16 protein-coding genes are annotated in these 19,772 nt (G+C 53.7%); 6 read left to right on the forward strand and 10 right to left on the reverse strand.

Annotated features, from left to right (window positions below; all coding sequences use genetic code 11):
- Positions 1 to 125 precede the first annotated feature (125 nt).
- From ldtD to SD961_RS11705, 3 genes are all read left to right on the forward strand, one after another.
- On the forward strand, positions 126 to 1,937 hold the full coding sequence (gene ldtD / locus SD961_RS11695) for a L,D-transpeptidase (protein ID WP_318790541.1): 1,812 nt from the start codon (positions 126 to 128) through the stop codon (positions 1,935 to 1,937).
- Between the two features lie 186 nt (positions 1,938 to 2,123).
- A complete protein-coding gene (locus tag SD961_RS11700; protein WP_318790542.1) occupies positions 2,124 to 2,672 on the forward strand; it encodes a YcbK family protein in 549 nt (182 codons plus the stop codon).
- A gap of 44 nt (positions 2,673 to 2,716) precedes the next feature.
- Positions 2,717 to 3,346, forward strand: coding sequence for an MBL fold metallo-hydrolase (locus tag SD961_RS11705; RefSeq protein WP_318790543.1), 630 nt, complete (start codon positions 2,717 to 2,719; stop codon positions 3,344 to 3,346).
- 131 nt (positions 3,347 to 3,477) lie between these two features.
- Here SD961_RS11705 and SD961_RS11710 read toward each other — a convergent pair whose 3' ends face one another.
- The 4 genes from SD961_RS11710 to pncB form a co-directional block, all read right to left on the reverse strand.
- Positions 3,478 to 4,668 (reverse strand): amino acid aminotransferase, encoded by a 1,191-nt coding sequence (locus SD961_RS11710; RefSeq protein ID WP_318790544.1) that lies wholly within the window; start codon positions 4,666 to 4,668, stop codon positions 3,478 to 3,480.
- 208 nt (positions 4,669 to 4,876) lie between these two features.
- Positions 4,877 to 5,971, reverse strand: coding sequence for a porin OmpF (ompF, locus tag SD961_RS11715; protein WP_318790545.1), 1,095 nt, complete (start codon positions 5,969 to 5,971; stop codon positions 4,877 to 4,879).
- Between the two features lie 301 nt (positions 5,972 to 6,272).
- Positions 6,273 to 7,673, reverse strand: coding sequence for an asparagine--tRNA ligase (asnS, locus tag SD961_RS11720; RefSeq protein ID WP_318790546.1), 1,401 nt, complete (start codon positions 7,671 to 7,673; stop codon positions 6,273 to 6,275).
- 178 nt (positions 7,674 to 7,851) lie between these two features.
- Positions 7,852 to 9,057, reverse strand: a complete 1,206-nt coding sequence (pncB, locus tag SD961_RS11725; RefSeq protein ID WP_318790547.1) for a nicotinate phosphoribosyltransferase — start codon at positions 9,055 to 9,057, stop codon at positions 7,852 to 7,854.
- Between the two features lie 264 nt (positions 9,058 to 9,321).
- Between pncB and pepN the strand changes: the two genes are divergently transcribed.
- Positions 9,322 to 11,937: an aminopeptidase N gene (gene pepN / locus SD961_RS11730; RefSeq protein ID WP_318790548.1), complete on the forward strand. Its 2,616-nt coding sequence runs from the start codon at positions 9,322 to 9,324 to the stop codon at positions 11,935 to 11,937.
- 314 nt (positions 11,938 to 12,251) lie between these two features.
- Here pepN and ssuB read toward each other — a convergent pair whose 3' ends face one another.
- From ssuB to ssuE, 5 genes are read right to left on the reverse strand one after another with little or no spacing between them, the layout of a single operon-like run.
- Entirely contained in the window at positions 12,252 to 13,040 is a 789-nt protein-coding gene (ssuB, locus tag SD961_RS11735) for an aliphatic sulfonates ABC transporter ATP-binding protein (RefSeq protein ID WP_318790549.1), read from the reverse strand.
- On the reverse strand, positions 13,037 to 13,828 hold the full coding sequence (gene ssuC, locus SD961_RS11740; RefSeq protein WP_318790550.1) for an aliphatic sulfonate ABC transporter permease SsuC: 792 nt from the start codon (positions 13,826 to 13,828) through the stop codon (positions 13,037 to 13,039). Before ssuC ends, ssuB begins: the two co-directional genes overlap by 4 nt.
- Before the next feature lie 8 nt (positions 13,829 to 13,836).
- The gene (gene ssuD / locus SD961_RS11745; protein WP_318790551.1) at positions 13,837 to 14,982 is read right to left on the reverse strand and encodes an FMNH2-dependent alkanesulfonate monooxygenase; all 1,146 of its coding nucleotides are present in this window, start codon (positions 14,980 to 14,982) and stop codon (positions 13,837 to 13,839) included.
- Between the two features lie 13 nt (positions 14,983 to 14,995).
- Positions 14,996 to 15,952, reverse strand: a complete 957-nt coding sequence (locus SD961_RS11750) for a sulfonate ABC transporter substrate-binding protein (protein ID WP_318790552.1) — start codon at positions 15,950 to 15,952, stop codon at positions 14,996 to 14,998.
- 9 nt (positions 15,953 to 15,961) lie between these two features.
- Complete coding sequence (gene ssuE, locus SD961_RS11755) at positions 15,962 to 16,513, reverse strand: NADPH-dependent FMN reductase (protein WP_318790553.1); 552 nt, start codon at positions 16,511 to 16,513, stop codon at positions 15,962 to 15,964.
- Between the two features lie 366 nt (positions 16,514 to 16,879).
- Between ssuE and pyrD the strand changes: the two genes are divergently transcribed.
- Together pyrD and SD961_RS11765 are read left to right on the forward strand one after the other, a co-directional pair.
- Positions 16,880 to 17,890, forward strand: a complete 1,011-nt coding sequence (gene pyrD / locus SD961_RS11760; protein WP_318790554.1) for a quinone-dependent dihydroorotate dehydrogenase — start codon at positions 16,880 to 16,882, stop codon at positions 17,888 to 17,890.
- A gap of 172 nt (positions 17,891 to 18,062) precedes the next feature.
- A complete protein-coding gene (locus SD961_RS11765; RefSeq protein ID WP_318790555.1) occupies positions 18,063 to 18,608 on the forward strand; it encodes a cell division protein ZapC in 546 nt (181 codons plus the stop codon).
- 2 nt (positions 18,609 to 18,610) lie between these two features.
- Here SD961_RS11765 and SD961_RS11770 read toward each other — a convergent pair whose 3' ends face one another.
- Positions 18,611 to 19,723, reverse strand: coding sequence for a YcbX family protein (locus SD961_RS11770; RefSeq protein WP_318790556.1), 1,113 nt, complete (start codon positions 19,721 to 19,723; stop codon positions 18,611 to 18,613).
- Positions 19,724 to 19,772: the final 49 nt, after the last annotated feature.

Raw genomic sequence — 19,772 nt, forward strand, 5'->3', positions numbered from 1 at the left:
GATTACTCTTTACTGCGGCATTGGCTCTATTTACAGCGAATGCCGCTTTCTTTTTCTATACTGATAACAATGACTTTTAAACAGATGCGCTTCATCTGTTTTGGCAATCAAACAGGGGGCAAGGGATGTTGCTGACAACATTAAATAGTGCAAGAGTGACGCTGCTCAGCGCCGGTCTGGTGATGGCCCTGGGGCAGATGCAGCCTGCTGTGGCAGGCATCCCACCGGTCTCTGCTCCCGCCAGCTATACCGCCACACAGGCCCGTGGAGAGTTGCTCTCCACGCTGCCCGCTGGCTATAAACCTTTTTATCTCTCCGCACTCGCACCGCTATATGCCGCCCATAATATGCAACCGATGTGGCAGGATCGACAGGCCGTCCAGCAGTTCCAGCAGCAGCTGGCGGAAGTGGCCATTTCGGGCGTACAGCCACAGTTTACGCAGTGGGTTAAACTGCTGACTAATCCAGCGATAACGGGTATGGCGCGGGATGTGGTGCTCTCTGACGCAATGATGGGTTATTTGCAGTTTGTCTCTACAGTGCCGGCAAAAGGAGAGACATGGCTTTACAGCAACGTCCCTTATAAACTTGAAGTCCCGTCGCTCTCGGTGATCAACCAGTGGCAGCGGGCGGTTAATCAGGGCGGAACAGCCGTTTTCGTCAACTCTTTAGCCCCTCAGCATCCCCAATATATGCTGATGCATCAGGCGCTGAAAACGCTGCTGGCGGACAATCATCCCTGGCCGCAGCTGGCGGATAAGCAGACGCTTAAACCTGGACAGTTAAGTGATGACGTTCCTTCACTGCGTGAAATTTTGCAGCGTACCGGGATGATGGTGCCAGGTAGTGAAACGCCTAAACCAACAGAAGATAGTGTGCCCACGACAAAGGTTCCCGCCGGGTTTGTTGATGAAGAGATTGCGGTCAGTCCTTCTGCAACCGCTGTGCCACCGGATCCCAATACTCAGCCTGTCATTCCGGAAGCTGTTGGTCAGGTTCAGGGCGAAGTTGCACCAGCCGATCCCACAACAATCTATTCTGCTGACCTTGTCGAAGCGGTTAAGCGTTTCCAGCGCTGGCAGGGTTTAGAGCCGGATGGCGCTATTGGCCCAAGAACCCGCGAATGGTTGAATGTTTCCCCTCAGCTTCGTGCTTCGTTACTGGCTCTGAATATTCAACGTTTGCGCTTGCTGCCGGACGATATGCATAACGGCATTATGGTAAACATTCCCAACTATTCTTTGATCTATTATCTCAACGGTAATCAGATTCTGGCCTCGCGCGTTATCGTAGGGCGGCCGGATCGTAAAACGCCGTTGATGCGTAGCGCGCTGAATAACGTGGTGTTGAATCCGCCCTGGAATGTACCTACCACTCTGGTGCGCAAAGATATTGTGCCGAAAGTGAAGCAGGATCCCACTTATCTCTATAAGCATAACTACACGCTGCTTTCAGGCTGGAGTAATGATGCTGAGGTGATCGATCCCTCAATGATAGACTGGAGCATGGTCTCTGCAGCGTCCTTCCCTTATCGCATCCGCCAGGCACCAGGCGCAACGAACTCCCTGGGACGGTATAAATTCAATATGCCAAGTTCTGATGCGATTTACCTGCACGATACGCCGAACCATAACTTGTTCCAGAAGGATATCCGTGCTCTGAGTTCAGGCTGTGTACGCGTGAATAAGGCGTCCGATCTCGCCAATCTTCTGCTGCAGGATGCGGGCTGGAACGACACCCGAATCTCCAGCACGCTCAAGGAAGGTGAGACGCGTTACGTACCTATCCGCCACCGCATTCCGGTTAACCTCTACTATCTGACAGCCTGGGTAGCGGAAGATGGCAAGGCGCAATATCGAACAGATATTTACAATTATGATATGACGGCGCGTTCGGGCGTGCAGAGCATGACTGCTGCTGGTCAATTAATGCTCTAACGATTGATTCTTCAGGTTTTCCTCACTAAGTCAAATGTGCGGGCTTTATACAGGCAGGGCAATGAATCTTTGAATTGCCTTGCCTGTCACATTTAGCGTGTTGACTCAGTACTTATCCCCAGTTATGGTTCCCGACGGTGTCCTTTTGCACCCTTTCAGAACAATTTAGCTGGGTAACACAGATTAATGAATAGTTTCGACTCTCATCGCCGTAAGTGGCTTGCTCTGGGCGGAGCTGCGCTGGGTTTTGCGCTGCTTCCCGGCCAGGCTTTCGCTTCGCTTTCCACTTCACGTCCACGCGTATTAACATTGAATAACCTGCATACCGGTGAAACGCTCAAAACGGAGTTTTTTAACGGCAAAAGTTACGACAAGGATGAGCTGACGCGCCTTAACCATTTTTTCCGTGATTACCGGGCCAATAAAATCAAGAGCATCGATACCAGGCTTTTCGACCAGCTCTACCGGCTGCAGGCGATGCTGGATACGCGTAAACCGGTTCAGCTGATTTCCGGCTATCGCTCTCTGGCGACTAACAACTCCCTGCGGGCACACAGTAAAGGGGTGGCGAAACACAGTTATCACACCCTGGGCCAGGCGATGGATTTTCATATCGAAGGAATTTCATTGAGCAATGTACGCAAAGCGGCGCTTTCCATGCGCGCGGGTGGTGTAGGATACTACCCGAGTAGTAACTTTGTGCATATTGATACCGGGCCAACGCGGCACTGGTAAAATGATATTCCGGCAGGGCCACGGTTCGCCGGTAACGGAGCGTTATGGATTATCAAATTATCCCGGTGACGGCATTCGCACAGAATTGCTCGTTGATCTGGTGCCCCTCCACGCTGGAAGCCGCCGTGGTAGACCCCGGTGGTGACGCCGGGACTATTCAGGCCAGGGTGGCAGAGCAGGGCGTAAAGGTGACGCAAATCCTGCTGACGCATGGTCACCTGGATCACGTCGGTGCCGCTGCCGAACTTGCCGCTTTTTATCAGGTGCCGGTTATTGGCCCGCATAAAGCGGATGCGTTCTGGCTTGAAGGCCTGCCTGCTCAAAGTCAGATGTTTGGTTTACCCTACTGCGCGCCGCTGACACCCGATCGCTGGTTAGAAGAGGGTGAAACCGTGCAGCTGGGGCAGATCAATCTGGAGATCCTGTTGTGTCCGGGCCATACGCCAGGGCATATCGTCTTTTTCGATCGCGCTTCGCGTCTGCTGATCTCTGGCGATGTGATTTTCAACGGTGGCGTGGGACGGTCAGATTTCCCGCAGGGCAGCCATGAGGATCTGATCGCCTCTGTCATGAATAAATTGCTGCCGCTGGGCGATGATGTAACCTTCCTGCCGGGACATGGACCAATGTCTACCCTGGGACGGGAGCGGATCGCCAATCCTTTTTTGCAGTAGTAGTGCAGTCTTTTTTTGCACGTTCAGCCGCTCTCTGGCGACAACGCTTGCTGAAGCCTGAACCGAAAAGCCCAATAAAAATGCCTGCTGTAAGCAGGCATTTTTTATGCATTTTCGGGATAACGCCGGGCTTAAAGTACGGCCACGATAGCTTCGCACAGGGGAGCCATGTTATCTGGCGTCATTCCTGCCACGTTAACACGCCCGGAATTCACCGCGTAGACGCCAAACTCTTCACGCAGGCGAATAACCTGATCTTTAGTCAGCCCACTGAACGAGAACATGCCGTTCTGGTTGATGATAAAGCTGAAGTCGCCTTTCGCGCCTTTCTCCTGCAGCGTGTTCACAAACAGCTGGCGCATGCGGTGAATACGCTGACGCATATCCGTTAACTCCTGCTCCCAGAGCGCACGCAGCGCGTTATTGCTCAGTATAGTGGCAACGACAGCGGCACCGTGCGCGGGCGGATTGGAATAGTTAGCACGAATAGTGGCTTTAACCTGACTGAAGGCGGTGTCCGCCACGGCGGCCTCGCTGGCTACCAGCGTGAATGCACCAACGCGTTCGTTATACAGGCCAAAGTTCTTGGAGTAGGAGCTGGCAACAATCAGCTCCTGATGGCTTGCGGCGAAGATACGCAGGCCTTCAGCATCCTCTTCCAGCCCACGGGCAAAGCCCTGATAAGCGAAGTCAAACAGCGGCAGCCAGCCGTTAGCCAGTGACATCTCAGAAAGCTCCGCCCACTGTTCAGCTGTAGGGTCGATGCCGGTTGGGTTATGGCAGCAACCGTGGAACAGCACAATATCACCGGCCTGAACTTCACGCAGCGCGTTAATCATGCCGGCAAAGTCCAGCGAGTGGTTAGCCGCATTGTAATACTGATACTCACAGACTTCTAAACCAGCAGACTCGAAGACGTTCTTATGGTTAGGCCAGCTTGGATTACTTACCCAGATACGCTTAGCGCTGGTCTGGGTGGCAATAAAGTCAGCCGCAACACGCAGGGCGCCGGTACCGCCAGGGGTCTGCGCCGTACGGGCGCGTTTGGCACCGACAAGGGCACTATCCTTACCGAACAACAGCTCCTGAGTGCACTGCCCAAAATCGGCCAGGCCATCAATGCTGAGATAGTTCTTGGTAGTCTCATTCTCTAACAGGTACTGCTCAGCTTTCTTCACGCTGGTCAGCACCGGCGTCTTACCGGTTTCATCTTTATAGACGCCAATACCCAGGTTGATCTTATTTGGGCGATCGTCGGCACGGAAGAGGTCGGCTAAACCAAGAATGGGGTCGGCGGGTGCAGCTGCAATGCGTTCAAACATAGTCGGAGTCCGTTAGCGTAATCTGGAGCGAAATGTGCACTCAGGTTACCGCCACAGCGCACAAAATGCCAACCGTTTGCGTTTTAAATTACGGGAAAGAAGCGGGGGAAGATCAAAGGAGAAGGGATTAGCGAAGTACAGTAAACAAAAACGGGGCCGAAGCCCCGTTTAGAGTTTGCGCAGGGTGAGAAATCACCCCGGCAGGCAATCAGAACTGGTAAACCAGACCAACTGCTACAGTGTCATCAGAAGCTATACCCAGTGCGTTATCATCATCAATCTGGTTGATGATGTAGTCAACATAGGTAGACATGTTTTTGTTGAAATAGTAAGTTGCGCCCACTTCAAAGTATTTGGTCAGGTCAACATCACCCACGCCTTCGATGTCTTTACCTTTGGTCTGCACGTAGCCGATAGACGGACGCAGTCCGAAGTCGAACTGGTACTGTGCAACAATTTCAATATCCTGAGTTTTGTTAGCGTAACCTGATACATCGACGCCAGCAGTAGTGGTGCCAGAAGTGCGGTATTCGTTACGACCTTCAGCATAGGTTGCTGCCAGGTAAATGTTGTTAGCGTCATATTTCAGACCAGCGGTCCACAGTTCTGCACGCTCGCCATCACCCAACACGCCTGGAGCATTCTGCGAATCAGTACGGTCCTGAGAGCTGTAAGACGCTGCAACGCCTACGCCGATTGGTGCGGTATAGGAAGCAGAGAAGCCGTAGCCGTCACCGTTAGAACGCTGCAAATCATCACGATCGTTCTTGCCTTGATATTGAGCAGCGAAATCCAGACCATCAACCAGACCGAAGAAGTTGGTGTTACGGTAAGTTGCAACGCCACCGGTACGGCCGCCCATTGAGTCAGACTGCGCATAGTCGCCGCCGAACTCAGGCATCATATCGGTCCAGCCCAGCACGTCGTAAGCTACGGCATAGTTACGACCGTAGTCGAATGAACCCGCGTCGCCGAATTTCAGACCTGCGAAGCCCAGACGAGTTTTATTACCGTCTTGCGCATCGTCGCCTTCAGAGTTGTTAGCATTGAACTGGTATTCCCACTGACCATAGCCGGTCAGCATATCGTTAATCTGCGTTTCGCCTTTAAAGCCTAAACGAGCGTAGGTCTGGTCGCCGTCACCAGCATAGCCATTATCGCCATGAGAAAAATAGTGCAGACCAACAGCTTTACCATAGAGGTCCAGCTTGTTGCCGTCTTTGTTATAAACTTCTGCTGCATTGGCTGCACCAGCTGCTAACAGGGCCGGGATAACCAGTGCCAGAATGTTGCGCTTCATCATTTTTTATTACCCTCATTGGAGTTATTTGGACACCTGCCACTGCCGTCAATCATTCTTTACAGAACCCTGAAGAGAGTTTGGTGTCTTCCTGTGTCTGCACGCATCTTTCCATTCACTGAGACGATTATCTAGCCCGAAAATGCTACTAATCTCCTATTCTGGTTACAGTAGGAAAATATGTATTACAAAATGTAAAAAACACGGAACTTTGTGAACTATCTCTAAATTTACAAAAATAAAAAAAGGCCAGCAGAGCTGACCTTAAGTATATATATGAATTTCTTATATTTAATGCGTTAAATCAGAAGGTGGCGTTACGCGGCGTCCTTGGGAAGGCGATAACATCCCTTACATTTTGTACACCGGTGACATAGGCGATTAACCGTTCGAAACCTAATCCAAAACCGGAATGAGGAACGGTGCCATAGCGACGCAGATCACGATACCACCAGTAATCTTCTTTATTCAGACCCATTTCAGCCAGGCGGGCATCCAGCACATCCAGGCGCTCTTCACGTTGAGAACCGCCGATGATTTCACCAATACCCGGAGCCAGAACATCCATCGCCGCAACGGTTTTGCCGTCGTCATTCAGGCGCATGTAAAATGCCTTGATATCCTTGGGATAGTTTTTAACCACCACCGGCGCTTTAAAGTGTTTTTCTGCCAGATAGCGCTCATGTTCGGAAGAGAGATCGATACCCCAGGAAACGGCATTCTCAAACTTCTCGCCACAGTTAATCAGGATCTCAACCGCGTCGGTGTAATCAACCTGAGCAAAATCAGTGGTTACAAATTGCTGCAGGCGAGTAATCGCCTCTTTGTCTACGCGTTCGGCAAAGAAAGCCATATCGTCAGCGCGCTCTTCCAGAACGGCTTTGAACACGTACTTGAGCATCGCTTCAGCCAGCGCGGCGTTATCTGCCAGATCGGCAAAAGCAACTTCCGGCTCCAGCATCCAGAACTCAGCCAGGTGGCGGCTGGTGTTGGAATTCTCTGCGCGGAAAGTCGGGCCAAAGGTATAAATTTTGGACAGGGCGCTGGCGTAAGTTTCACCGTTCAGCTGGCCGGAAACCGTCAGGAACGCCTCTTTGCCGAAGAAATCTTCGTCAAAATTGACTTTCCCTTCAGGCGTGCGCGGCAGATTTTCCAGATCCAGGGTGGAAACGCGGAACATTTCGCCGGCACCTTCGGTATCGGAAGCGGTGATCAGCGGCGTGGAAACCCAGAAGAAGCCCTGCTCATCAAAGAAGCGGTGCAAAGCCTGTGACAGCGTATGACGAACGCGGGCTACCGCGCCAATCAGGTTAGTGCGCGGGCGCAGGTGAGCCACTTCACGCAGATACTCAATGCTGTGGCGCTTGGCGGCCATTGGATAGGTGTCCGGATCGTCAACCCAGCCCACCACTTCCACATGGGTCGCCTGAATTTCAAAGCTCTGGCCTTCGCCCGGTGACTCCACCACTTTACCGGTGATCGCTACGGAACAGCCGGTAGTGAGTCGCAGCACTTCGTCCTGATAATTATTCAGAGAATTATTGACCACAGCCTGGACGGGATTAAAGCAGGAGCCGTCATACACGGCGATGAAGGAAATACCAGCTTTTGAATCTCTTCTTGTACGTACCCAGCCGCGTACGGTGACTTCACTGTCAACCGCGACCCGGCCTTGCAGTACATCCGCTACAGGCACAACGCTCATAAAAGTCTCTCACTATTAATCAGGATTAAAGAAAATTACCCCGAATTTGGGGTAGTGCTATGTTACTTGCCGACAGGCGAGACACAAGAAGAATTCGTTGTTCTGCGGGAGATTTATTCGGATATTGAGCGGTGTTAAGAAGAGGAGAGGGGGAGCCTCTCCTCTTTTAAAGCCGGGACTAACTGGCTTTTTTCACCAGCGGCAGATCGAAGGCTTTACGCAAGGCGCGAACGAAGGCTTTATCCTGGCAGATAGTTTTGCCCGGACTGTCAGAGAGTTTGGCCACCGGCTTGCCGTTACACTCAACCAGCTTAATGACGATATTCAGCGGTTTAACCTGCGGGATATTGCAGGTGAGGCGGGTGCCGATGCCAAAAATAACGTTAGCGCGCTGGCCAAAGTGGCGGTAAAGCGCCACGGCTTTTTCCAGGTCGAGGTTGTCGGAGAAGACCAGCGTTTTGCTGCGAGGATCGATACCAAGCTTCTCGTAATGCGCAATAGCTTTCTCCCCCCATTCAACCGGGTCGCCCGAATCATGGCGCAGCCCCTGATAACGGGTGGCAAAGTTCTCGCCGAAATCACGCAGGAAAGCATCCATAGTAATACAGTCCGTTAGCGCTATTCCCAGGCTGTCAGGATATTCATCGAGCCAGGCCTGTAGCGCCGCCCGCTGGCTGTTTGCCAGAACCGGGCTGATCTGCTGATGCGCCTGAAACCACTCATGCGCCTGAGTGCCCACCGGCGCGATGTTTAGCTGACGGGCAACATCATAATTACTGGACCCTACCAGCCATGGGAATTCCTGCTTGAGCGTGCCGACAATCGCCTGCTGTACTTCGCGGGAGAAGCGACGACGAGTACCGAAGTCCATCAGTTTAAAGCGTGACATATCCAGATCGGCTGTCATTATTTTGAAATCGGCCAGCCGGGTCTGCAGATGCTCCACGGCCATCGCTGCGGTCACCTGCGGCGAGCGGTGGCGATGCACTACCTCACTGATCAGCGCCAGAAGCGGCACTTCCCACATGATCACATCCAGCCATGAACCGCTGATACGAATATCCAGCTTGCCCTGATGGTTGCGAACACGGACGAGTGCAGGATCGTACCGATACTGGCGCAGCCAGGCAAGGTAGTCCGCCTTAAAGAAAGGCAGGGTGGCGAGATAGTCGGCTTCTTCATCCGTCAGCGCCAGCGCCTGCATTGCGGCTATCTCCTGGCCAATCTCATCCGCATAAATACCCAACAGGTCGTCGCCCCGGCAGCGGAACTCGGCCACCACGGAGACTTTTTTATAACGGTGGAACACGGCCTGCTGCATATGCAGCTTGTAGGCGTCCGTGTCCAGCAACGTGGTCAGGATCGGGGTAGCATGTCGTGTCATGGTGCGTTTCAGCATCCTCTGGCGAAGAGCGTTATCCCTGGTTATAAAAAAAAGAAATGACGCAGGAGTATAACTTGATTACTCATTTATTGAACCCGATCACAGCACAATTCAGCGGATAAGGTCGAGGGCAATCCGTGCGCTTGTTAATGGGATGTGTCTTTTAAGGCGCTATTCCGCCCGCAGCGCGATTCGTCGTGGCAACATCGCGCTAACAGGAATAGACTTGAAAAGGTTAACTAATTATCGACGTGAGAAGGACTTATGACGCAACTGCCACAAGCCAAAAATCGCCATGATTATCGTGCTCCAGATTTTACCATTACCGATATCGATCTGACTTTCAATTTGGATGCCAGCACTACCAGGGTGACCGCCATCAGCCGCGTCAAAAAACTGGGCGCTGAAGGGGCAGAGCTGCGCCTGGATGGGGAAGATCTCACGCTTATCTCGCTTGAGATAAACGAGGGTGCCTGGCCGCACTACCGCCTTGAAGAGGGGGCGCTGATCGTTGAGCAGTTGCCTGAAACCTTCACGATGAAAATCGTCAATGACATTCATCCTGACAAGAATACCGCGTTAGAAGGCCTCTATAAATCGGGTGAAGCGCTCTGTACGCAATGTGAAGCCGAAGGCTTCCGGCATATTACCTGGTACCTCGATCGTCCGGATGTTCTGGCCCGTTTTACCACCACCATTATTGCCGAACAGACACTCTATCCTTATCTGCTCTCTAACGGTAACCGCATCGACGGTGGCCAGATGGAAGATGGCCGTCACTGGATGAAATGGGAAGATCCCTTCCCGAAACCTTGTTACCTGTTCGCGCTGGTGGCAGGTGATTTTGACGTGCTGCGCGACAGCTTTAAAACCCGCTCAGGCCGTGACGTTGCGCTGGAAATTTTTGTCGACCGTGGCAACCTGGACCGTGCAGATTGGGCGATGACCTCGCTGAAAAACAGCATGAAATGGGATGAGGAACGGTTTGGTCTGGAGTATGACCTGGACATCTTTATGATTGTCGCCGTGGACTTCTTCAACATGGGCGCCATGGAGAACAAAGGCCTTAACGTCTTTAACTCTAAATATGTGCTGGCGAAGGCGGAAACAGCCACCGATAAAGATTACCTCGGCATTGAAGCGGTGATCGGCCACGAATATTTCCATAACTGGACAGGCAACCGCGTGACCTGCCGCGACTGGTTCCAGCTCAGCCTGAAAGAGGGACTGACGGTATTCCGCGACCAGGAGTTCAGCTCCGATTTGGGGTCCCGTGCGGTTAATCGTATCGATAATGTCCGCATTATGCGCGGCGCTCAGTTTGCAGAAGATGCCAGCCCGATGGCGCACCCGATCCGCCCTGAGCAGGTGATCGAAATGAACAACTTCTATACCCTGACGGTATATGAGAAAGGTTCAGAAGTGATCCGTATGATGCATACGCTGCTGGGAGAAGAGAATTTCCAGAAAGGTATGCAGCTCTATTTTGAGCGCCATGACGGCAGCGCGGCCACCTGTGATGACTTTGTGCAGGCGATGGAAGATGCTTCTAATGTCGATCTTTCGCAGTTCCGCCGCTGGTACAGTCAGTCCGGCACGCCGATCCTCTCCATTCGCGACGATTACAACCCGGAGCTGGAGCAGTATACGCTGCATGTCACGCAGAGAACGCCAGCCACTGCCGATCAAAAAGAGAAGCTGCCGCTGCATATTCCGCTGGATATTGAACTCTATGATGGCGAGGGCAAGGTTATTCCTCTGCAGCACAACGGCCATCCGGTCCATAACGTGCTCAACGTCACTGAAGAGTTCCAGAGCTTCATCTTCGATAACGTCTATTTCCAGCCGGTGCCTTCTCTGCTGCGGGAATTTTCCGCGCCGGTGAAGCTGGACTATAACTGGAGCGATGCGCAGCTTACTTTCCTGATGCGCCACGCACGTAATGACTTTGCCCGTTGGGATGCGGCGCAGAGCCTGCTGGCGACCTATATCAAGCTGAATGTCGCCCGGCAACAACAGGGCCAGCCGCTTTCGCTGCCGCTGCATGTCGCCGACGCTTTCCGTGCGGTGCTGCTGGAAGAGAACAGCGACCCGGCGTTGATGGCGCTGATCCTTTCGCTTCCAAGTGAAAATGAGATAGCCGAGCTGTTTGATATCATCGATCCACAGGCGATTGCAGATGTGCGTGCTTCGCTGGTGCGCCTGCTGGCGACGGAGCTGGCTGATGAGTGGCTGGCGGTTTACAACGCCAACCAGAGCACAGATTACCGTATTGAACATGCGGAGATTGGCAAGCGCGCGTTGAAAAATGTCTGCCTGGGCTATCTCGCCTTTGGCGATGTTGAACTGGCGGACAGGCTGGTTAAGGCGCAGTTTAGCAAGGCGAATAACATGACCGATTCGCTGGCGGCAATGGCAGCTTCCGTAGCGGCGCAGCTTCCCTGCCGTGAGGCGTTGCTGGTGGCGTTCGATGAGCGCTGGCATCAGGATGGGCTGGTAATGGATAAATGGTTCGCTCTCCAGGCTACCAGTCCGGCGCCAGACGTGCTGAACCGCATTCGTGCCTTACTGAGTCACCGCTCCTTTACGCTCAGCAATCCAAACCGCATCCGTGCGCTGATTGGCGCATTTGCGTCGGCTAATCCTTCAGCCTTCCATGCCGCTAACGGCAGTGGTTATCAGTTTCTGGTGGAGATTCTCTCCGATCTCAATACGCGTAACCCACAGGTTGCGGCACGGATGATTGAACCGCTGATTCGTCTGAAACGCTATGATGCTGGCCGTCAGGCACTGATGCGTAAGGCGCTGGAGCAGTTGAAAGGGCTGGATAAACTCTCTGGCGACCTTTACGAGAAAATCAGTAAAGCGCTCTCTGCCTGATACTGGCTGAGCAAAGGGGCGGTAAGGCTCCGCCCCTGAAAGGTTATCGCTGAACCTGAGCCAAATGACTTTTCTCTCAGACAGGCTATTGCAGAAGATCGGGCACAGGTGCCAATCGGGCCTTTGCTCTCGCTAAACTTGAGAACAAATGACTTTTCCGGCCTGTGACAGGCTATCGTTGGACTTGAAGCACGGCTGGCATAAGCCGGGAACAAAGCGTGCCGCGCTATGGAGGGCGCGGCACGGGCTGTCAGGGATGACGCTCTTTGCCTCTTTGTGAACAGTTCATGCCAGCTGTGCCGAACCTTCTTCTTTTAACGCTGAGCGTAACGTTTTTCCGCTTCCAGCGGTGAACGTTTCATCACCCGATCCAGCACTTCTGCCTCCAGCTCTGCCAGCCTGACCGACCCTTTACGGCGCGGACGAGGAAGATCTACCTGCAGGTCCAGCCCGATATTGCCTTCCTCTATCAGCAGTACCCTGTCAGCCATCGCTACCGCTTCGCTAACGTCATGCGTTACCAGCAGTACGGTGAAGTGGTGCTTCTGCCAGAGTGACTCGATCAAATCCTGCATTTCGATGCGGGTCAGGGCATCCAGCGCCCCCAGCGGTTCGTCCAGCAGCAGCAGACCAGGACGATGGATTAGCGCACGGGCAAGCGCTACGCGCTGCTTTTGCCCACCGGAAAGCGCGGCTGGCCACTCTTTTGCCCGGTCGGCCAGTCCTACCGCTTCCAGCGCTTCCAGCGCGTTCTGTTTCCACGCCTTACCTTTAAGACCCAGCCCGACGTTATCAATGACACTTTTCCAGGGCAGCAATCTCGCATCCTGAAACATCAGGCGGGTGTCATCCTGCGCCTCACTCAGCGGCGCGTTTCCGGCAAGTAAACTACCTGAAGTGGTTTTCTCCAGGCCCGCCAGCAGGCGCAACAGCGTACTTTTGCCGCAGCCGCTGCGGCCTACTACCGCCACAAACTGTCCGGAGGGAATATGCAGGTCGATATTGTTCAGTACCGTCCGGCCTCTGTACTGTTTGCTGACGCCGCCGATCACCAGCGGCGTTCCGGCATTAAGGCGTGCCGGAGAAGGCGTTAACTCGCTCATGCGTTTTCCTCTTTCAGTTGATAAGCGGGATGCCAGCGCAGCCAGACGCGTTCCAGTAACAGCGCGCTGACATCAGCCAGTTTTCCGAGCAGGGCATAAAGAATAATGGCCACCACGACCACGTCAGTTTGCAGGAACTCCCTGGCATTCATGGCCAGATAACCGATCCCTGAATTAGCGGAGATGGTTTCAGCCACAATCAGCGTCAGCCACATCAGGCCCAGCGCAAAACGCACGCCTACCATGATCGAGGGCAGGGCGCCCGGCAACACCACCTGAATAAACAGGCTCCAGCCAGAGAGGCCATAGCTGCGGGCCATCTCAACCAGCCCGCGGTCGATGTTACGAATGCCGTGATAAGTATTCAGGTAGATCGGGAACATCGTCCCGAGCGCCACCAGAAAAATCTTGGCTGACTCATCAATACCAAACCAGAGGATCACCAGCGGGATCAGCGCCAGATGCGGCACGTTACGCAACATCTGTACCGAGGTATCCAGCAGGCGTTCGCCAAGCCGCGACATCCCGGTGATCAGCCCCAGTATCAGACCAATCGAGCCGCCGATGGAGAAGCCTACGGCAGCGCGCCAGCTGCTGATAGCAAGATGCTGCCAGAGCTCGCCGCTGGCGGAGAGCTTCCAGAAGGTAATCAGAATGGCTTCAGGAGAGGGCAGGATCCGCGTGGAAAGCCAGCCACTCTGAGAGGCAATCTGCCAGACCACAATCAGCAGCACCGGAAGCGCCCAGGGCACCAGCTGATTAGCCAAACGTGAAAGCGGCTTGTTCATTTTCACCTCTAACTCTGAGAAACTTTTTGCGGTGTGAAATCGTTCGCTACCGCTTCGCCATGAGCGGAAACAACTCGAGGCTGCGGCACTTCAGGCACCGCTAAATCCAGATGCGGGAAGAGCAGCTCACCCACGCGATACGCTTCCTCAAGGTGCGGATAGCCGGAAAGAATAAAGGTTTCTATCCCCAAATCGGCATACTCTTGCATTCTTGCGGCGACGGTTTCGCCGTCACCCACCAGAGCCGTTCCCGCGCCTCCGCGAACCAGGCCTACGCCAGCCCAGAGGTTAGGACTGATTTCCAGTTTGTCCCGGCGGCCGCCGTGCAGAGCGGCCATACGCTGCTGGCCCACTGAATCTGTCCTTGCCAGGGCGGCCTGCGCTTTAGCAATGGTGGCATCATCCAGATGTGAAATCAGGCGATCCGCAGCCAGCCAGGCCTCTTCATTAGTTTCACGCACAATGACGTGCAGACGAATGCCGAACTTTACGGTCCGTCCCTGGGCTGCCGCTTTGGCCCGTACCCGATCGATTTTTTCCTTCACCTGGGCAGGCGGTTCGCCCCAGGTGAGATAGACATCAACCTGTTCAGCCGCCAGGTCCTGAGCCGGGTCTGACGAGCCGCCGAACCATAAAGGCGGGCGCGGTTGCTGTACGGGTTTAAACATTAATCGGGCGCCGCGAACGTGTACATGCTTGCCTTCATAATCGACCGTTTCGCCTTCCAGCACCCGGCGCCAGATGCGGGTGAATTCTGCCGATTCTGCATAACGTTCTGTGTGATCGAGGAACACGCCATCACCGGCCAGCTCTTCAGCATCTCCGCCGGTGACCAGGTTGAACAACGCACGGCCATTCGACAGACGGTCCAGCGTAGCGGCCTGGCGCGCGGCCTGAGTGGGCGAAATCACGCCGGGGCGTAAAGCCACCAGAAAGCGCAGTCTCTGCGTCACAGGGATCAGCGAGGCGGCAACCAGCCAGGCATCTTCACAGGAGCGACCAGTAGGGATCAGCACGCCTCCGAAACCCAGGCGATCGGCAGCCTGAGCAATCTGCTGTAAATAGCCGTGATCAACCGGGCGGGCACCTTCTGCCGTGCCTAAATAGTGGCCATCACCGTGGGTGGGTAAAAACCAGAAAACGGAAAGACTCATGGTGAACTCCTGATTAGTTTGCGCGGGTGGGCTGCCAGATACGACTGGCGATCTCAACTTTTACCGGCATTAAATGGTTGGCATAAAACAGGTCGGCTGTTTGCTGCTGCGCCTGTGCCGTTTTCTCGCTGACCGGGCTGATGCTGGTCGGTGGACGATGATCCAGATAACTTGCCACAACCTGCTTCGGCAATCCCATCGCCTGGGCCAGCAGGTCAATACTTTGCGATCTGTCGCTCAGCGTCAGCGCATCAGCCTGACTGAAGGTGGCGAGTACCTTGCTGATAAACGGCCCGTTTGCCTGTGTAAACGGGCGCGTTGCCAGATAGAAAGATCCGGTCTGATTGAGCTGGCTACCGTCAGTCAGCACCCGGACGCTGCCCTGCTGTAACGCGGCGGAATAGTAGGGATCCCAGATAGCCCAGGCATCCACATCACCCTGCTGGAAGGCTGCACGGGCATCGGCAGGCGTCAGGTAGGCGGGCTGGATATCTTTAAATGACAATCCCGCTTTTTGCAGCGCTTTAAGCAGCAAATTGTGTGAGCTGGAACCTTTCTGGAAGGCCACTTTATGTCCTTTCAGATCGGCCACCGTCTTAAACGGGCTGTTCTTCGGTACCAGGATCACTTCTGCTTTGGGTTTTGGCGGTTCTGCACCGACGTAAAGCAGATCCGCGCCGGCCGCCTGAGCAAAGATTGGCGGGATATCACCCGTACTGCCCAGATCGATGCTGTTGACGTTTAATGCCTCAAGCATTTGCGGGCCTGCCGGGAATTCCACCCATTTAATCTGCGTCTGCGGGAACTGCTTCTCCAGCAGATGATGCGATTTGGCCAGCACCATACTCACCGACCCTTTTTGGTAGCCGATGCGAAACGTTTTTGGTGCGTCTGTTTCGGCAGCAACTGCCGAACCTGCCAGCACGCTGGTCAGCGCCAGGGCAGAAAAAATACGGGCTAAAAGCGTCATCTCTTTTCCTTATACCGCGACGGCAAACGGTTGATGACGGCGAGCCAGTGCAGACCAGAAAGTCTCAACGGATTCATCGATACGATCTTTTAAAACAGGGGAGAGTTCAGGCGTGCGATCGTAGTGGGTGATCTGGGTGTCATCTGCAAACACCCCATGCAGCACTTCCTGCGCCTTAAGGGCATTCAGAACAGGCTTAAGCGCGTAATCGACGGCCAGCATATGGGCGACAGTACCGCCTGTAGCCAGTGGCAGCACCACCTTGTGTTCCAGAGCGCGTTCAGGAAGCAGGTCCAGCAGCGTTTTTAGCGCACCGGAGAAAGAGGCTTTGTAAACGGGCGTCGCCACAATAAGCCCGTCAGCCTGGGCTAAATCCTCTTTCAGCGCCAGCAACGCCGGAGAGTCAAAACGGGCGTATAAGAGATCTTCAGGAGCAAAGTTATGCAGATTCCAGGGAATGACTTCCACACCGCGTTGTTCAAGCAGCTGCTGGCAGACCGTCAGCAGGGCGGTAGAGCGTGAAGGAAAGCGAGGACTTCCCGCCAGAGTAATAACGCGCATAACCTCTCCTTATAACCAAAAGTTATTGAACTAAGAAATTCGGTAACTGTGAGGTCTATCCTGACAGAGAGGAGAAGGAGGCTTAAATGATTTATCCGGCATATTTAAGTCAATTTTTGGCAATAGCGCCTAAGAAGCAGGATTATTAAACGCTAACGTTTTACTTTCCGGGTAAAGGACTTTACCATTTTCCCCCGCGCCTGCAGCGTCACTGCACCGTACTTTGGCCGTTCAGGCCCTCCGACACTAAAAATAAAGGGGAGCGCTGTAGAGTGACGCAAAACGCATTTTTCAGGGTTGCTGTCGCCAGGCGATAACAACTTTTGTCCTATCCAGGCCTGCTATCCCGGGCATTCAGGAGCGATCATGTACTACCCCTTTGTCCGTAAGGCGCTGTTTCAGCTTGATGCGGAGCGTGCCCATGAGCTGACGTTACAGCAGTTGCAGCGCGTTACAGGTACCCCTTTAATGCATCTGGTGCGCCAGTCTCTGCCTTTCAAACCGGTTAACTGTATGGGCCTGACGTTTAAAAATCCGCTGGGCCTTGCTGCTGGTCTGGATAAAAACGGGGAATGTATTGACGCTTTTGGCGCAATGGGCTTCGGGTTTATTGAAATTGGCACCGTCACGCCGCGTGCGCAGCTGGGTAACGATAAACCCCGCATGTTCCGCGTGCTGGAAGCCGAGGGCATTATTAATCGCATGGGATTTAATAATCTTGGCGTGGATAACCTGATAGAGAATGTGAAAAAGTCCCATTTTGATGGCGTGTTAGGAATTAATATCGGCAAGAATAAAGATACCCCGGTAGAAACCGGCAAAGAGGATTATCTTACCTGCATGGACAAAATCTACGCCTATGCCGGATATATTGCGATCAACATCTCCTCACCGAACACGCCGGGATTGCGCACGCTGCAATATGGCGAGGCACTGGACGATCTGTTAAGTGCGGTTAAACAAAAGCAGAAAGACCTTGAAGCGCTGCATCATAAATATGTTCCCGTCGCCGTAAAAATTGCCCCCGACCTGACAGAAGAAGAGTTGGTGCAGGTGGCCGACAGTCTGGTGCGTCATAATATCGATGGTGTGATAGCCACTAATACTACGCTGGATCGTTCACTGGTTAGCGGCCTGAAATATGCCGAAGAAGCAGGGGGCTTAAGCGGTCGCCCGGTGCAGTTGAGAAGTACCGAAATTATTCGCAGCTTGTCGAAAGAGTTGCAGGGCAGGCTGCCTGTTATTGGGGTGGGCGGCATTGACTCTCTGGTTTCTGCCCGTGAAAAAATCGCGGCGGGTGCCTCGCTGGTACAAATCTACTCCGGCTTTATTTATAAAGGGCCACCTCTGATAAAAGAAATTGTGACCCATCTCTGAGATAATTCTTAGTTAAACCGGCCAGGGGCTTTATTTTCGCCGCTGGCTCGTTTATATTTTCTCCTGTTTATCCACTATTTAGCCTGATTTGACCCGCTGGCGAGCTGACATTAATTTTCAAATTCAGAGCGAGAACGCTGAGAAGGGCCATATTAATACAACGGGATCCATCATGAGAATTAAACCTGACGACAGCTGGCGCTGGTTTTTTGATACAGAACACGACCGCATGATGCTGGACCTGGCTGATGGGATGCTGTTCCGCTCCCGTTTTCCTCGCAAGATGCTCTCCCCTGATGCGTTTACCACCTCAGGATTCTGCGTTGATGATGCGGCACTTTTTTTTACTTTTGAAGAAAACTGTCGCTGTTGCGAGCTGAATGCAGATCAGCGTGCAGAGCTGGTACTGAACGCGCTGATCGCCTGCCGTTTCCTGAAGCCGCTGATGCCAAAAAGCTGGCATTTTGAAACGCACCGGCAGGATGGCTGGACGCCGACAGCGGGTGAGCTGGTCAGCGTGAAGCTGTGTGAAAATGGCGAACAGGCCGTGTTGCTGGTGGTGGAAAGCGGTGAGAATGCTGCACTCTGTCTGCTTGCTCAGCCTCAGCTAACGCTGGCAGGACGCGGTATGGTGCTGGGTGATGCGATCAAAGTCATGCATGATCGGTTACAGCCGCACGCGCAATCACGCTTTTTACAGCTGGCGCAGGCGGTTTAAGTTTATTCAGTCAGGATGATATTACTCGCTGGAATACAGCTGCAGCTGAGGATCGTACCGTTATCACGAACGGCACCTTTCTTCATCGGCTTCACTTCCCCTGAAACCAGCGTCATCCTGCAACTACCACAAATCCCGGCCCGGCAAGAGTAGGGAATATGGTAGCCCTGCATTTCCAGCTGCTCCAGAAGCACCTGCTGATTATTCCCCGTGAAGCTTTCACCCTGCCAGCTTATGGTGATGTTTTCCGCACTGCTGTTTTCAACTTCCAGTGATTCAGTGACCTGGCCCGCACCATAGGGGCGAGGTGGCTTGCTGGCCACAACCTGAAGTTCGTCTCCTGTGCGCATAATACCGCTGGTTCGGGCGATCAAATTAAGGCCAAAATCGATGTCGCCACTGCCATCCATCGCGGTGCGGAATTTTTGTAGCGTGGAGAGCGGTTCACCGCTGGGATGCTTGCGGCCGCGCTCGGGGCTGACGGTGGTAAAGATGCAGCGGCTGCAGGGCTTTGGCACGTCGAAGAGAATGTCGCCAATGCGCACGGTTGACCAGCTGTCTTCCGCCCATGCCGTAGCGCCGGTGACCACAATGTTAGGCCTGAATTGCTCAAGCTTTACGCCTGCCGGGCAGCGCTGACGCAAATCGTGCAGCGAGGCTTCGTTAATCAGCAAAAACGGAAAGCCATCCGCAAAGCCCAGCGGCACCTGTTCAAAGCGTTTCACCCGGCGCGTCATCTCCGGGCCGACCCAACGGAGCTGAACGGGACGGGGAAAGAAGATGCTGAGCCACTGATTGATCGCAGCCGGCGCTATCAGTGCGGTGAAGTTGTTGCCCCATACTTCAGTAGGCGCACCCTCGCGGGCAAAGTCCGCCAGACGGATTGTGGCGCTGGTGCCATCGGGGGCTGAGAGAAAGAGTCCCTCCGGGATCAGCGCCGGGGTAAAGAGCACCATTTCCGGATACTGGCGCGCAGTAATAAAGGTGCCATCCGTGTCCGTAATCATAAAGACGCGGTCAAATGCCAGCCCACTCTCCAGCGCCTGCGCATGAGAAACCTGCGTACCACGCATTGATTTCACCGGGTGAATGTACAGACGAGACAGGCTAATCATGGTGCTCTCCGGGCAGATAAAGCGGAAAAAACAGACGACAGGCAAGAAA

The sequence above is a fragment of the Erwinia sp. MMLR14_017 genome, assembly GCF_033657285.1.
Taxonomy (GTDB): Bacteria; Pseudomonadota; Gammaproteobacteria; order Enterobacterales; family Enterobacteriaceae; genus Erwinia.

Excerpts from the sequence above, each read along its gene's own strand:
- ssuE (WP_318790553.1), bottom strand. The coding sequence starts at position 16,513 with ATGCGCGTTATTACTCTGGCGGGAAGTCCTCGCTTTCCTTCACGCTCT.
- pepN (WP_318790548.1), top strand. The coding sequence starts at position 9,322 with ATGACGCAACTGCCACAAGCCAAAAATCGCCATGATTATCGTGCTCCA.
- SD961_RS11750 (WP_318790552.1), bottom strand. The coding sequence starts at position 15,952 with ATGACGCTTTTAGCCCGTATTTTTTCTGCCCTGGCGCTGACCAGCGTG.
- SD961_RS11765 (WP_318790555.1), top strand. The coding sequence starts at position 18,063 with ATGAGAATTAAACCTGACGACAGCTGGCGCTGGTTTTTTGATACAGAA.
- ssuD (WP_318790551.1), bottom strand. The coding sequence starts at position 14,982 with ATGAGTCTTTCCGTTTTCTGGTTTTTACCCACCCACGGTGATGGCCAC.
- ssuB (WP_318790549.1), bottom strand. The coding sequence starts at position 13,040 with ATGAGCGAGTTAACGCCTTCTCCGGCACGCCTTAATGCCGGAACGCCG.
- SD961_RS11700 (WP_318790542.1), top strand. The coding sequence starts at position 2,124 with ATGAATAGTTTCGACTCTCATCGCCGTAAGTGGCTTGCTCTGGGCGGA.
- ompF (WP_318790545.1), bottom strand. The coding sequence starts at position 5,971 with ATGATGAAGCGCAACATTCTGGCACTGGTTATCCCGGCCCTGTTAGCA.
- pyrD (WP_318790554.1), top strand. The coding sequence starts at position 16,880 with ATGTACTACCCCTTTGTCCGTAAGGCGCTGTTTCAGCTTGATGCGGAG.
- asnS (WP_318790546.1), bottom strand. The coding sequence starts at position 7,673 with ATGAGCGTTGTGCCTGTAGCGGATGTACTGCAAGGCCGGGTCGCGGTT.
- ssuC (WP_318790550.1), bottom strand. The coding sequence starts at position 13,828 with ATGAACAAGCCGCTTTCACGTTTGGCTAATCAGCTGGTGCCCTGGGCG.
- pncB (WP_318790547.1), bottom strand. The coding sequence starts at position 9,057 with ATGACACGACATGCTACCCCGATCCTGACCACGTTGCTGGACACGGAC.
- SD961_RS11705 (WP_318790543.1), top strand. The coding sequence starts at position 2,717 with ATGGATTATCAAATTATCCCGGTGACGGCATTCGCACAGAATTGCTCG.
- SD961_RS11770 (WP_318790556.1), bottom strand. The coding sequence starts at position 19,723 with ATGATTAGCCTGTCTCGTCTGTACATTCACCCGGTGAAATCAATGCGT.
- ldtD (WP_318790541.1), top strand. The coding sequence starts at position 126 with ATGTTGCTGACAACATTAAATAGTGCAAGAGTGACGCTGCTCAGCGCC.
- SD961_RS11710 (WP_318790544.1), bottom strand. The coding sequence starts at position 4,668 with ATGTTTGAACGCATTGCAGCTGCACCCGCCGACCCCATTCTTGGTTTA.